General features: G+C 57.6%; 11 protein-coding genes and 1 pseudogene. 7 read left to right on the top strand and 5 right to left on the bottom strand.

Annotated elements, in window-relative coordinates; translation table 11 throughout:
- The first annotated feature begins 269 nt into the window (after positions 1-269).
- Positions 270-488, top strand: coding sequence for a hypothetical protein (locus tag ACIPZE_RS14780; RefSeq protein ID WP_400773522.1), 219 nt, complete (start codon positions 270-272; stop codon positions 486-488).
- A 16-nt stretch (positions 489-504) separates the two neighbouring features.
- The gene (locus tag ACIPZE_RS14775) at positions 505-1242 is read left to right on the top strand and encodes an abortive infection family protein (protein WP_400773520.1); all 738 of its coding nucleotides are present in this window, start codon (positions 505-507) and stop codon (positions 1240-1242) included.
- Between the two features lie 341 nt (positions 1243-1583).
- On the opposite strand, the gene ACIPZE_RS14770 is transcribed toward ACIPZE_RS14775, so the two are convergent.
- Positions 1584-3086 (bottom strand): hypothetical protein, encoded by a 1503-nt coding sequence (locus ACIPZE_RS14770; protein WP_400773518.1) that lies wholly within the window; start codon positions 3084-3086, stop codon positions 1584-1586.
- 281 nt (positions 3087-3367) lie between these two features.
- Here ACIPZE_RS14770 and ACIPZE_RS14765 point away from each other — a divergent pair.
- A pseudogene (locus tag ACIPZE_RS14765) lies at positions 3368-3589 on the top strand (EI24 domain-containing protein); the annotation flags it as partial.
- 40 nt (positions 3590-3629) lie between these two features.
- The gene (locus ACIPZE_RS14760; RefSeq protein WP_400773517.1) at positions 3630-4829 is read left to right on the top strand and encodes a glycosyltransferase family 4 protein; all 1200 of its coding nucleotides are present in this window, start codon (positions 3630-3632) and stop codon (positions 4827-4829) included.
- Between the two features lie 109 nt (positions 4830-4938).
- Here ACIPZE_RS14760 and ACIPZE_RS14755 read toward each other — a convergent pair whose 3' ends face one another.
- The 3 genes from ACIPZE_RS14755 to ACIPZE_RS14745 all read right to left on the bottom strand — a co-directional run bounded on the left by ACIPZE_RS14755 (position 4939) and on the right by ACIPZE_RS14745 (position 7328).
- Complete coding sequence (locus ACIPZE_RS14755; RefSeq protein WP_129389228.1) at positions 4939-6042, bottom strand: NADH:flavin oxidoreductase; 1104 nt, start codon at positions 6040-6042, stop codon at positions 4939-4941.
- A 194-nt stretch (positions 6043-6236) separates the two neighbouring features.
- On the bottom strand, positions 6237-6719 hold the full coding sequence (locus tag ACIPZE_RS14750; protein ID WP_077571144.1) for a glutathione peroxidase: 483 nt from the start codon (positions 6717-6719) through the stop codon (positions 6237-6239).
- 123 nt (positions 6720-6842) lie between these two features.
- Positions 6843-7328 carry a peptidylprolyl isomerase gene (locus tag ACIPZE_RS14745; protein WP_008085027.1) on the bottom strand — a complete coding sequence of 162 codons (486 nt, stop codon included), beginning with the start codon at positions 7326-7328 and terminating at the stop codon, positions 6843-6845.
- Between ACIPZE_RS14745 and ACIPZE_RS14740 the strand changes: the two genes are divergently transcribed.
- The 3 genes from ACIPZE_RS14740 to ACIPZE_RS14730 are packed head-to-tail and all read left to right on the top strand — an operon-like array spanning position 7297 to position 10689.
- Positions 7297-7623: a DUF3565 domain-containing protein gene (locus ACIPZE_RS14740; protein ID WP_400773513.1), complete on the top strand. Its 327-nt coding sequence runs from the start codon at positions 7297-7299 to the stop codon at positions 7621-7623. The genes ACIPZE_RS14745 and ACIPZE_RS14740 overlap by 32 nt on opposite strands.
- A 60-nt stretch (positions 7624-7683) precedes the next feature.
- A complete protein-coding gene (gene pta / locus ACIPZE_RS14735; protein WP_400773510.1) occupies positions 7684-9783 on the top strand; it encodes a phosphate acetyltransferase in 2100 nt (699 codons plus the stop codon).
- Entirely contained in the window at positions 9784-10689 is a 906-nt protein-coding gene (locus tag ACIPZE_RS14730) for an acyltransferase (RefSeq protein ID WP_283437666.1), read from the top strand.
- 171 nt (positions 10690-10860) lie between these two features.
- Here ACIPZE_RS14730 and cysN read toward each other — a convergent pair.
- Positions 10861-12650, bottom strand: a 1790-nt coding sequence (gene cysN, locus ACIPZE_RS14725; RefSeq protein WP_400773507.1) for a sulfate adenylyltransferase subunit CysN, incomplete at its 5' end; no start/stop codon positions are given.

Here is a 12650-nt window from a genome sequence, read left to right as displayed (position 1 = left end):
AGCGTACAGAACCATGAACGAAAAATGCGCCTTATGGAAGCCAAAAATGCGTCAGCAACGAGTGCCTAAAGGGCAAGAGAAGATGTCTTGCGCCAGCTGTCGATGTGTCCACTGTGGGTCCGTCGCCCAATCATAACTAGCAAGAACGCTGATTGAATCTAGACTGAGGATCTGTCCAGTCGGTTGAGAAGATTTGGCACGCCTACGCCCTCCCGACCACAGTCCAGCTAATGACATAGTTTCCGTATAACACTTCAAGGACGACAGCCATGCCCGATAACCCAGAAGTCAAGATCGCTACTGCAGACGCATTAACATTGCTTCTGCACAACCAGCACGCTCTGGCTGCTGCAATTGAAGAAGTAGCGCTATGGGTGAGGGCTAAGGGATCAAACGAAATCCATGAAAACGCCACCACGGCGTTGCAAACGCTCGATGAAAACGCACTCGCCCTCAGTAAGGCGATCTACCAAATTAGGCGGGGCTGATATATCAGGGGCACAAATGCATCCATTATCCGAAGAAGCAGAGGCGCTCCAGAACATCTTGGTGTCACAGGCTACAGGCGGAAATGAGGACGAGACCGCGTACCTGATGCTCAGACGCGCTATTCTGGATGACCCTACCCTGGCCACGATAGTGCCTCGATGCGTGAACACCTGCCGCAGCCTCGGACAGTTCTGGCAATTTATCAAGAACAAATACGGCACTTACGCGGAACGACGAACCTATCTTTGGGACGAGTTTCGTCCACTGTTGGACTACGTTGAGAAAGGCGGCTCGTCGCCAGCAGATCATGTGGTCACTGGTGCGATTGAGCGTTTCGACTCTGAGCATGTGAGGGTTGCATGGACGAAATCGTTGGAAAGGCGCACGACAGATCCAGAAGGCGCTATTACGATGGCTCGGACTCTTCTGGAGTCCGTCTGCAAGCACATTTTGGAAGAGAACGGGACCGAGTACGACGAAACGCCAGATCTCAACAAGCTTTACCGCCAAACTGCTGAATTGCTCAACCTTGCACCATCCCAACACACGGAAAAGGTCTTCAAGCAGATCCTTGGCGGCTGTACGTCAGTGGTGGAAGGGCTTGGAGCCCTAAGGAACCGCCTGGGCGATTCCCATGGAACAGGAAAAGCTGGAGTCAAACCAGCTCCACGGCATGCTGAGTTAGCTGTAAATTTAGCAGGCTCGCTTGCCCTATACCTTCTCAGCACATGGGACGCTAGATCAAACGCTTGAGCCCCCCACCTGCATATCTTCAGCCTCACTAAGCTCCCGAAAGAAGTCATGACCAGTAGCACTAACCGTCTGACAAGGCGAATGCTCTCCCTGCCCTTCGTCTGCTTATCCTGGCCCACAAATGACGGCGGAAGTGGCAGCGCTAAAGGCCAAGCGGGAAAAGCTTATTTAACCCTGTCCACTGCGGGTCGCTCGCGGTAGCAAAACATTGAGGGGCACGCCATGTAATGTATCCAATGGCCCCCTGAAATGAGAAGACCCGCAGGATATGACCTACGAGACTTCATGAGTTTTCTAGAAGAGTTAATTCAAGCAGCAGATCATCAATTGAAGGGGGCGTGTCAGACCCCCAGATCATTCACGTACTCAAGAACTTTTGAGAGCAGATATTGCTGTATGTGGCCAACAGTCATCGAGCTCTGTTGCTCTGGAATCTCGCTAATTATTCCTTTACCAGTCGTCCGCCACGTTGGCTCGATGCAAACAAGTCTTCCGTCCGCCAAGTCAACCATAACATCAGGCTGAAGATTACTCTTCGGGTCCAGCTTTCGCTGCTCTGCGGTAACGGTGGCACCTACGCCAACATCAGCAAGCCCTCGTTCAATACATGCAGCTAACGCTTTATTAAGGGCCTTATCGGACTTCGAAGCCAGCTGCTGGACTCGCTTATATTCATCCGCAGTGTCCGAAGACGCAGGCCGAATTGTGGCAGCATTGGAGGAGACCGTGCCAGCGAGTAACTGGAAGAACCTCGCTACTTGAATTGCAGAGCTCGCGTTTACTGCGGACTCTTTCTTTTTAACGAGCTTATCGGTGAGGACGCTATCACCAAACGCCCGTATTGCACTAACTGCGACGTTGGGCGTCAGCTCAAAGAGTCTCACATCGAGATGTCGCAGAAGAAAAGCAACTTGGTGTCTCTTCTTTCTCCACTCCCCAAGATAACCAGTTGTTGAATCACTCGCGTCAAGCACGGCAATCATGCGATCAATGTCGATGCGTTTCTCTGTTCCTTGAGTAAGGTTTGCAACTGTAAGACTCAGTTCACGGGTGTCATCTCCACCCACCAAAATCCAAACGCTAGGTAACCTACGCTCTTTAAGAGTGTCGCCAAAAGCGTTATTCAGCTCTTGAGATTTAGCCTCCAGCAAGCTGTAAAACTGGCTAATTGTTTCACTCCTCTGCAACATAGGCTTTACTACATCAGAACCAAGCCCAAACGCCTCCAAGCCCTGCCCTGAATTCAAAGAGCGAGCAGTGATATCGGCCACCTCAAAGTAGGCGCTCTTTGGTAAGCCCGTAAACTCATAACGACCATGAGAAGCAAAGTCGACAATGCTATCGCTACCTACAGCCCAAGCGGTTTCCTGAATCAAGTGTGCCGACTTCTCATCAGTAATCGGCCAAATTACAAGTACACGACCTGCTCGTGTTCTGAATAACCTACGAAGCTCTTCAAAAAAGCTCCGAAGCTCAGACTCTACAAGCTCAGGATTATCTCGCTCAAGCATTACGAAGATTTGGCCTTCAACGGGAGAACTACCCAAGTTACGGATTTCAGAGACTGCCTCTGAAAGCGTCAACTTATCCGAAATAGGCGTTATATGTGCACCAGCATAAAATCGAGGTAGCGTACTTAAGAATGTAGTTTTTCCGGAGCCGGATGGCCCGACAAAAAGTTCAAAGCGCCCTAACCCTCCATTCACTACCTGCCGAAGAAGCTGTTCGACACGTTCCGTTGCGTTAGGGACTTTCCGCACAATCTGAGTAAGGTCTGCCTCCTTCTCAATGGCGGCATCCTGCAAACTTTCGAAGCGTTTTGGGAGAAGAAGGTTGGAAATCACTTGATCATCCTGATTACAGTGTTGAATTTCGGTGGGGAGCTAGTTAATCCGCCAACGTTTGTACCAAATTGCAATCCAGCAGCTACCGAGGCCACAGGCACATACAAATAAACCATGGAATATTGCCTACTTCATGACGTCGATTGCAAGCCTACTTAAACTCATTGGATGCAGCCGCATCAGAGCTTCCAGTTCATCCGTCTTGCTGATACATTTCTCGCTCACTCCCTTGGGAAAGGGCTGTGATTCACGTGGCCTCCAGAGGCTCTACCACGCTTTTTCAGTACATCGACTACCCGGCGGATAACCACAAACTGGGCTGGAACGAGATGCTCGCCTGGCTACGCGAGAAGCGCTGGCAGAGCATGAGTTTTGGCGGGATTGTCTATCTGGTGCTGCTGATTCCGGTGGTGAACATCCTGATGATGCCGGCTGCGGTGGCCGGGGCGACACTGTTCTGGGTGCGTGAGCGTGGCGCCGAGAACCTTGTGAGCCAGCGCTAGGCGCGTCACAAATCCATCATCCGAACGTCACAGGCACGACATGGCCTCAGCCGACACTGAGGTCATGACGACAGCTCTACACATCACCCTGATCAGCGAAACCTTCCCACCGGAAATCAACGGCGTGGCCAATACCCTTGGCCGCTTGTGCGAGGGACTGCGCGCGCGCGGGCATCAGGTTGATCTGGTGCGGCCGCGTCAGGCCGGCGATCCGCAGCGTAGTGAAGATAATGCGCTGTTGTTGTGTCGAGGCTGGCCGCTGCCGGGGTATCCGGGGCTGCAATGGGGTCAGTCGTCGATGCACAAACTGCTGCGACGCTGGAAGCGCCAGCGGCCGGATGTGCTGTACATCGCCACGGAAGGTCCGCTCGGCTTGTCGGCGCTGCGCGCGGCGCGGCGTTTGGGAATATCGGTGGTCAGCGGGTTTCACACCAACTTTCAGCAATACACCAGTCAATACGGGCTCGGTCTGCTGACGCGGATGCTCACGCATTACCTGCGCTGGTTTCACAATCGCTCGGCCATGACTTTGGTGCCCAGTCCCAGTCAGCGTCTGGAACTGGAGCGTCGGCATTTCGAGCGTTTGGCGTTGTTGTCGCGCGGTGTGGACAGCCAGTTGTTTCATCCGAGCAAACGCCTGAATGCGTTGCGTGAGCAATGGGGATTGGGCGATCGCGATGTTGCGGTGATTCATGTCGGACGCCTCGCACCGGAGAAAAACCTCGGTCTGCTCAAACGCAGTTTCGAAACGCTGCGCAGCACTTATCCACAACGCAATCTGAAACTGATCGTGGTCGGTGACGGGCCGCAACGGCTGGCGCTGGAAAAAGAACTGCCTGAGGCGATTTTTTGCGGTGCACAGCGCGGTGAGGCGTTGGCGGCGCACTATGCGTCGGGCGACGTATTTTTGTTTCCGAGCCTGACCGAAACCTTTGGCAATGTTGTGCTCGAAGCTTTGGCGTCGGGCCTCGGTGTGGTGGCTTACGATCAGGCGGCGGCGGCGCAGCATATTCGTCATGGCTACAGCGGCGTGCTGGCGATGCCCGGGGACGAAGAGGCGTTTTGCGAGGCGGCGGTGTGGTTATTGGAAGAGGATGAGCGGTTGCGTTGCGTGCGGCTGAATGCGCGACAGCATGCGAGTCGCCAGGGATGGGCGGCGATTATCGAGCAGTTTGAAAAGCATTTGCGCGGGGCTTGTGTGGGGGAGCAGGTGGTGCCGAATGCGCAGACATTGCCTTGAGTTCAGGCAACTTGGAGACCGCTACCGCGAGCAGGCTCACTCCTACAGGGGGAATGCATTCCAATTGTAGGAGTGAGCCTGCTCGCGATGGCGTCAGTACAGCCGCCGCTTAAACCAGCGTCATCAACGCCTCACGGCTGAATGGCAGAATGTCCTGCTCACGCCCTTCGCGGACTTTCTGCGCCCAGTCCGGATCGACCAGCAGCGCGCGGCCCACTGCCACCAGATCAAATTCCTCTTTGTTCAAACGCTCCAGCAGGTTCTCCAGACTGGCCGGTTGCGCGACCTTGTCGGTATTGACCATGAACTGCAGGAACTCGCCATCCAGGCCGACGCTGCCAACGGTGATGGTCGGTTTACCGGTCAGCTTACGGGTCCAGCCCGCCAGGTTCAGGTCAGAGCCATCGAACTCCGGCTCCCAGAAACGCCGCGTCGAGCAGTGAAAAATATCCACGCCAGCGTCGGACAACGGCTTGAGGAACTCGCCCAGCGCTTCCGGGGTTTGCACCAGACGCGCGGTGTAATCCTGCTGCTTCCACTGCGAGAAACGGAAGATGATCGGGAAACCTTCGCCGACCGCAGCACGCACCGCTTGAATCAGTTCGATGGCGAAACGCGAGCGGTTGGCAAGGCTGCCGCCGTATTCGTCGCTGCGCTGGTTGCTGCCTTCCCAGAAAAACTGGTCGATCAGGTAACCGTGCGCGCCGTGGATCTCGACGCCGTCCATGCCGATGCTTTGCGCATCTTTAGCCGCTTGGGCGAAGGCTGCGATCACGTCCTGGATGTCTTGTTTGCTCATGCCGTGTACCACGACCTGACCGTCCTTGAGCTTTTCCGACGGGCCGTAACCCGGCACGCTGGCGTCCGGCTCGGTGCCGATGCGACGCACGCTGCCGACATGCCACAGTTGCGGAACGATCTTGCCGCCTTCGGCGTGCACCGCGTCGACGACTTTCTTCCAGCCGGCCAACGGCGCTTCACCAAAGAATTGCGGCACGTTCGGGTAACCGTTGGAGGCCACGTGACCGACGGTGGTGCCTTCGGTGATGATCAGGCCAACCCCTGCGGCGGCGCGACGGCGGTAGTACTCGATGACTTTCGAATTAGGCACGCCGCCTGGCGAGAAAGAGCGGGTCATCGGCGCCATGACCACACGGGTCGGCAGTTCGAGGGCACCGAGGTGGAACGGTTTGAACAAGGCTTGAACGGGCATCGATAAGCTCCACAGAGATGGCTTTATGACGGCGATAATATGGAGGGCCGAGGCCTTTGAACAGCATTATTGATTTTGGTGATTAAGGATTAAAAGACGCAAAGCAAAAGATCGCAGCCTTCGGCAGCTCCTACACGGGGATAAGGTTTCCCTGTAGGAGCTGCCGAAGGCTGCGATCTTTTGAACTAGCTTTATCAGCCCAGCGCTTTTTCAATCGCATGCACAATGGTCGGATCATCCGGGGCCGTGCGCGGCGAGAACCGCGCCAGCACGCGACCATCCTTGCCGAGCAGGAATTTCTCGAAGTTCCAGGTGATGTCACCGGGAAACTCCGCGCCCTCGCCCGCCAGCAAGCGGTACAACTGATGACGGTCATGACCGTTGACTTCGAGCTTGCTCGACAACGGGAACGTCACGCCATAGTTGAGGCTGCAAAAATCCTGAATGTCCTTTTCAGAACCGGGTTCCTGGCCGGCAAACTGGTTGCACGGCAGGCCCAGCACACTGAAGCCTTTGCCTTTGAATTGCTGATAGAGGTTTTCCAGCGCCGCGTACTGAGGCGTCAAGCCGCACTTGGAGGCGACGTTGACCACCAGCACGACTTGGCCCTTGAACGGCGCCAGCGGTAGCTCCTGACCATCCAGGGCTGTCAACTTAAGGTCGTGAAAAGCACTCATGACGAACTCCAGGATTCCGATGTTCTACTCGAAACAGCCACTTGGCGAGGCCACCAAGGACAGCCGCGGACTAAAAAGGCGCCCGCAGGCGCCTCTCCAGTACTCGAAGCTTAGCGCAGAAAATCAGTGGTGATGGCCACCTTCGCCATGGACGTGGCCATGAGCGATTTCTTCCTGGCTGGCATCACGGATGTCAACGATCTTCACTTTGAAGTTCAGGCGCTGACCGGCCAACGGGTGGTTGCCGTCAACAGTCACGTCGTCGCCGTCGAGGTCACGGATGGTGACGATCTGCATCTGGCCGTCCGGCGCCGAAGCGTGGAACTGCATGCCGACTTCCAGCTCGTCAACGCCTTCGAACATGCTGCGGCTCAGGGTGCTGACCAGTTCAGCGGCGTATTCGCCGTAAGCATCTTCCGGCTCAACGGAAACTTCCAGTTCGTCGCCGACAGCTTTGCCATCCAGAGCTTTTTCCAGGCCCGGGATGATGTTGCCTGCGCCTTGCAGGTAGACCAGCGGAGCGCCGCCGGCGGAGCTGTCGATGACCTCACCAGCGTCGTTGGTCAGGGTATAGTCGATGGAGACAGCCTTATTGGCGGCGATCAGCATGGGGCGAGACCTTTTGCAGAAGAATATAGAAAGGCCAAGTTTAGCGAAGCAATCGCGCGAAAGCGAACACAACCCGGACAAACGGGTTTCGACGATCACAGGCTTCCATCAGGACGAAGACGGTCATTGGGTCGCCGAGCTTTCCTGTGGCCACACCCAACACTTGCGTCACCAGCCGCCCTGGCAATCGCGGGCGTGGGTGCTCGACCCGGCGCAACGTATTGAAAAAATAGGCCAACCCTTTGCCTGCGGTTGGTGCGCTCAAGCCTCGGTTAGCGATAACCTTGGCGACTGAATTTCGGTAGTCAGCCAGACATAAGCTGACACCATTGCCATGCACCCTTAGAGAATTCGCATGCAAACTTTTTTTATCGCGCCCACCGATTTTGGCGTGGGTCTGACCTCCATCAGCCTCGGGCTGGTGCGTACATTGGAGCGCGCCGGCTTGAAAGTCGGCTTCTTCAAACCGATCGCCCAGCCGCATCCGGGCGACACCGGCCCTGAGCGCTCCACCGAACTGGTGGCGCGCACCCACGGCCTGAAACCGCCGCAACCATTGGGCCTCGCTCACGTAGAGAGGATGCTCGGCGACGGTCAGCTCGATGAGCTGCTCGAAGAAATCATCACCCTGTATCAGCAAGCCGCCATCGGCAAAGACGTGCTGGTCGTCGAAGGCATGGTGCCGACCCGCAGCGCCAGCTATGCCGCGCGGGTCAACCTGCATCTGGCCAAAAGCCTCGATGCCGAGGTGATTCTGGTCTCGGCGCCGGAAAACGAAGTGCTCGCCGAACTCTCCGGTCGGGTTGAACTGCAGGCGCAATTGTTCGGTGGCCCGAAGGACCCGAAAGTCCTCGGGGTGATCCTCAACAAGGTCAAGACCGACGAGAGCATGGAAGCCTTTGCCACGCGCCTGAAGGAGCATTCGCCGTTGCTGCGCAGCGGTGATTTCCGCTTGCTCGGCTGCATTCCGTTCCAGCCCGAACTCAACGCGCCACGCACCCGCGACGTCGCCGACCTGATGGGCGCACAAGTGCTCAACGCCGGCGACTACGAAACCCGGCGGATGACCAAAATCATCATTTGCGCGCGGACCATGCGCAACACCGTCGAGCTGCTCAAGCCCGGCGTGCTGGTGGTGACGCCGGGGGACCGCGACGACATCATCCTCGCCGTCAGCCTCGCGGCGATTAACGGCGTGCCGCTGGCCGGCCTGTTGCTGACCAGCGACACCCTGCCCGATCCGCGCATCATGGATCTGTGCCGAGGCGCGTTGCAGGCCGGCTTGCCAGTGTTATCGGTGAGCACCGGCTCGTATGACACCGCCAACCTGCTCAACGGTTTGAACAAGGAAATCCCGATCGATGACCGCGAGCGTGCGGAGATCATCACTGATTTCGTCGCCAGCCATCTCGACGCCAAATGGCTGCACCAGCGCTGCGGTACGCCACGGGAAATGCGCCTGTCGCCGGCGGTGTTCCGCTATCAATTGATCCAGCGTGCGCAAGCGGCGAACAAGCGCATCGTCCTGCCAGAAGGCAGCGAGCCGTTCACCGTGCAAGCGGCGGCGATCTGTCAGGAGCGCGGGATTGCCCGTTGCGTGTTGCTGGCGAAACCGGAAGACGTCGAAGCCGTCGCTCGCGCGCAAGGCATCGTCTTGCCGCCGGGGCTGGAGATTCTCGATCCGGACCTGATCCGCGAGCGCTACGTCGAGCCGATGGTTGCCCTGCGCAAAACCAAAAGCCTCAACGCACCGATGGCCGAGCAGCAACTGGAAGACACCGTGGTGATCGGCACCATGATGCTCGCGCTGGATGAAGTCGACGGATTGGTTTCCGGTGTGATCAACACCACCGCCAACACCATTCGCCCGGCCTTGCAGTTGATCAAGACCGCACCGGGTTGCACGCTGGTGTCGTCGGTGTTCTTCATGCTGTTCCCGGAAGAAGTGCTGGTGTACGGCGACTGCGTGATGAACCCGCACCCAAGCGCCACCGAACTGGCCGAGATTGCCCTGCAAAGCGCCGACTCGGCAGCGGCGTTCGGCATCACCCCGCGTGTGGCGATGATCAGTTACTCCAGCGGCGAATCGGCCACCGGCGAAGAAGTCGAAAAAGTCCGCGAGGCCACCCTGCTCGCTCACGAACAACAGCACTCGCTGCTGATCGACGGCCCGCTGCAATACGACGCCGCCGCCAACGCTGAAGTAGCCCGGCAACTGGCGCCGAACAGTCAGGTCGCCGGTCGCGCCACGGTGTTTGTCTTCCCGGATCTGAACACTGGCAACACCACGCACAAAGCCGTACAGCGCAGCGCCGATTGCGTCAGCCTCGGGCCGATGCTGCAAGGCCTGCGCAAACCGGTGAACGATTTGCCGCGCGGCGCGCAAGTCGACGACATCGTCTACACCATCGCCCTCACCGCGATTCAAGCCGCCAACCGACCTATGGATGTGTAAATGCTGGATTTTCTACCTGCACCCGTGCGCGGTGTGATCGCCTCGCTACTGTTGGCGCTCAACACGATTCTGCTCTGCTCGTTTCTGTTCTGCGTGGCGCTGGTCAAGGCCTTGCCGTTTGCCTTGACCCAACGCATCGCCGGTTGGCTGATGAGCCACACCCATGAAGCGTGGATCAGCAATAACAAGGGCTGGATGAACCTGGTACGCCGCACGCGCTGGCACATCAGCGGCTTGCAAGGCCTCGACTATCAGCACTCGTACCTGATCACCAGCAACCACCAGAGCTGGGTCGATATTCTGGTGCTGCAATACGTGCTTAACCGTCGTATTCAGCCGCTGAAGTTCTTCCTCAAGCAGGAGCTGATCTGGGTGCCGGTGATTGGTCTGGCCTGGTGGGCGCTGGGCTTTCCGTTCATGAAGCGCTACTCCAAGGCGTACCTGGCCAAGCATCCGGAGAAGAAAGGCAAAGACCTCGAAACCACGCGCAAGACGTGTGCGAAGTTTCGCAATAATCCGGTGGGGATTTTCAACTTCGTCGAGGGGACGCGGTTTACCGAAGGCAAACATGCGCAACAGCAATCGCCGTTCAAATACCTGCTCAAGCCGAAGGCTGGCGGGATTGCCTTTGTGCTGGATGCGATGGGTGAGCAACTGGAGTCGATCGTCAATGTGACGATTCACTATCCGGCCGGGCGTCCGGGGTTTTGGGACTTGCTGTGCGGCAATGTGCGCGATGTGGTGGTGCATTTTGCAGAGCTGAAGATCCCGCAGCAATTCATCGGCAAGAACTACGATCAGGACGGTGAGTATCGCTTGCAGTTTCAGGGCTGGATCAATCAGCTGTGGCTGGACAAGGATGCGCTGCTCGAACAGATGCACCGCGAATATCCAGGCAAGCTCTAATCCCCTGTAGGAGTGAGCCTGCTCGCGATGGCGGTGGATCAGCCACCAACAATGTTGAATGACACACCGCTATCGCGAGCAGGCTCACTCCTACAATTGACCGAGTTGGCCCGAATAAAAAAGCCCGCCGATGATCACTCATCGGCGGGCTTTTTGTTTGGCAGCTAACGCTTAGATCGCGCCACGCTGACGCAGCAGATCCAGCACTTGCTTGACGCTTTCTTCCAGACTCAGCGTCTGCGTGTCGATCACCAGATCGGCATTCAGCGGCACGTCGTACGGGAAGGATTCGCCCGGGATGTTGTCGCCACCAGCAGCGTACAGACCTTGTGGATCACGCTCGGCGCACACGGCCGGCGAAGCCTGTACGTAGACCGTCAACAGACGATCCTTGCCGATCAGGTCCTTGGCCTGCTCGCGCCCTTCGGCACTCGGTGCAACGAACGCGGCCAGGGTCACCAGGCCGGCTTCGTTGAACTGACGCGCCACGTGCGCGGCACGACGCCAGTTTTCGGTACGGCCGATGCGATCCTGTGGCAGACCTTTATTCAGGTCATGACGCAGGTTCTGCCCATCCAGCACAAACACCGCACGGCCCATGTCGAACAGCTTGCGCTCGACCGCATACGCCAGCGTGCTCTTGCCCGCGCCCGACAGACCGCTGAACAGCACGGTAGCCGGTTGCTGGCCGAAACGCTGAGCGCGTTCTTCAGTGGCAACGTGCGCGAGTTTGCCGTGGTGCGTGGCGGTGCCGTGTGTCACTGGCTGCGCGACGATCATGCCGGCGCCAACCGTGCCGTTGGTCAAGCGATCGATGATGATGAACGCGCCGGTGGTGCGGTTGCTTTCGTAACCGTCGAGGGCGATCGGCGCATCGAGCGCGATCTTCACCTTGCCGATTTCGTTGAGCTGCAACGCGCTCGCCGGGCCTTCTTCCAACGTGTTCACGTCGACCTTGTTGACGATGCTGGCAATCGAGCCCGGCACGTAACTGGTGGCGCGTTTGATGTCGTATTTCTTGCCCGGCAGCATCGGCTCTTCAGCCATCCACACCAGCATCGCTTCGAAGCTGTCGGTGACCGGCGGCACGTTGTCGGCATGCACCAACAGGTCGCCACGGGAGATGTCGATTTCGTCTTCCATGGTCAGCGTTACGGCCTGACCTGGACCTGCGTGTTCCAGTTCACCTTCGAAGGTGACGATGGATTTCACGCGGCTGCTCTTGCCCGACGGCAGCACCACCACTTCGTCGCCTTTCTTGACGATGCCGCTGGCCAGCGTGCCGGCGAAACCACGGAAGTTCAGGTTCGGACGGTTGACGTACTGCACCGGGAAACGCAGATCGGTGAAGTTGCGATCGCCGGCGACTTCCACGGTCTCGAGGATTTCCATCAGCGACTGGCCTTTGTACCAAGGCGAGCGCTCGGACTTGTTCACCACGTTGTCGCCCTTGAGGGCAGACATCGGCACGAAGTGCATGCTGGTCGGCTTCATCTTCAAGCCTTCGGCGAACTTCAGATAGTCAGCCTTGATCGACTCGAACACGCCTTCATCGAAGTCTTTCAGATCCATCTTGTTGATGGCGACGACGATGTGTTTGATCCCCAACAGGGACGCGATGAAGCTGTGGCGTCGGGTCTGGGTCTGCACGCCATAACGCGCATCGACGAGGATGATCGCCAGGTCACAGGTGGAGGCACCGGTGGCCATGTTGCGGGTGTACTGCTCATGGCCGGGAGTGTCGGCGATGATGAATTTGCGTTTCGCGGTGGAAAAATAGCGGTAGGCGACATCGATGGTGATGCCCTGCTCACGCTCGGCCTGCAGGCCGTCGACCAGCAAGGCCAGGTCGATGTCGTCACCGGTGGTGCCGACTTTCTTCGAGTCGCGGGTGATCGCTTCGAGGTGATCTTCGTTGATCATCTTCGAGTAGTTCTGCAATCGCCCGATCAGGGTGCTCT

Source organism: Pseudomonas sp. NPDC089741 (assembly GCF_044748825.1).
GTDB lineage: Bacteria > Pseudomonadota > Gammaproteobacteria > Pseudomonadales > Pseudomonadaceae > Aquipseudomonas > Aquipseudomonas helmanticensis.
This window is presented reverse-complemented; position numbering and strand designations above follow the sequence as displayed.

Bases quoted from the DNA above. Each gene is read 5' to 3' on its own strand.
- ACIPZE_RS14780 (WP_400773522.1), top strand. From the start codon at position 270: ATGCCCGATAACCCAGAAGTCAAGATCGCTACTGCAGACGCATTAACA.
- ACIPZE_RS14775 (WP_400773520.1), top strand. From the start codon at position 505: ATGCATCCATTATCCGAAGAAGCAGAGGCGCTCCAGAACATCTTGGTG.
- ACIPZE_RS14760 (WP_400773517.1), top strand. From the start codon at position 3,630: ATGGCCTCAGCCGACACTGAGGTCATGACGACAGCTCTACACATCACC.
- ACIPZE_RS14755 (WP_129389228.1), bottom strand. From the start codon at position 6,042: ATGCCCGTTCAAGCCTTGTTCAAACCGTTCCACCTCGGTGCCCTCGAA.
- ACIPZE_RS14750 (WP_077571144.1), bottom strand. From the start codon at position 6,719: ATGAGTGCTTTTCACGACCTTAAGTTGACAGCCCTGGATGGTCAGGAG.
- ACIPZE_RS14740 (WP_400773513.1), top strand. From the start codon at position 7,297: ATGGAGACAGCCTTATTGGCGGCGATCAGCATGGGGCGAGACCTTTTG.
- ACIPZE_RS14745 (WP_008085027.1), bottom strand. From the start codon at position 7,328: ATGCTGATCGCCGCCAATAAGGCTGTCTCCATCGACTATACCCTGACC.
- pta (WP_400773510.1), top strand. From the start codon at position 7,684: ATGCAAACTTTTTTTATCGCGCCCACCGATTTTGGCGTGGGTCTGACC.
- ACIPZE_RS14730 (WP_283437666.1), top strand. From the start codon at position 9,784: ATGCTGGATTTTCTACCTGCACCCGTGCGCGGTGTGATCGCCTCGCTA.